This is a genomic window from Undibacterium sp. 5I2 (assembly GCF_035019605.1).
Classification (GTDB): Bacteria; Pseudomonadota; Gammaproteobacteria; order Burkholderiales; family Burkholderiaceae_D; genus Undibacterium.
Map to the genome: position 1 here is coordinate 1 of NZ_JASJVS010000179.1, position 287 is coordinate 287.

At 59.2% G+C, this 287-nt stretch carries 1 protein-coding gene; it reads left to right on the forward strand.

The annotated features are described in order from the left end of the window. Positions 1-9 precede the first annotated feature (9 nt). On the forward strand, positions 10-287 hold a 278-nt coding region (locus QN359_RS19885), incomplete at its 3' end, for an RRXRR domain-containing protein (protein ID WP_323493442.1).

Below are 287 nucleotides of genomic sequence, written 5' to 3' on the forward strand. Positions count from 1 at the left end.
ACGACCGGCATCGCTCTTGTGCGACATAGCGAAACACTCAAGCTTGCGACGGGTGAAATTTGCACTGTCGACCAGGTCCTGAACCTGTTCGAACTGCGGCACCGTGGCCATCAAATCAGCGAGGCACTGACTTCTCGCCGCCAAATGCGTCGTCGTCGTCGTCGCAGCAATCTGCGTTACCGCGCACCACGTTTTCTCAATCGTGGCAATAAAGGGCGCGGCTGGCTGCCACCCAGCCTGCAACACCGCATCGACACCACCCTGGCATGGCTGACTCGCTTGCATCG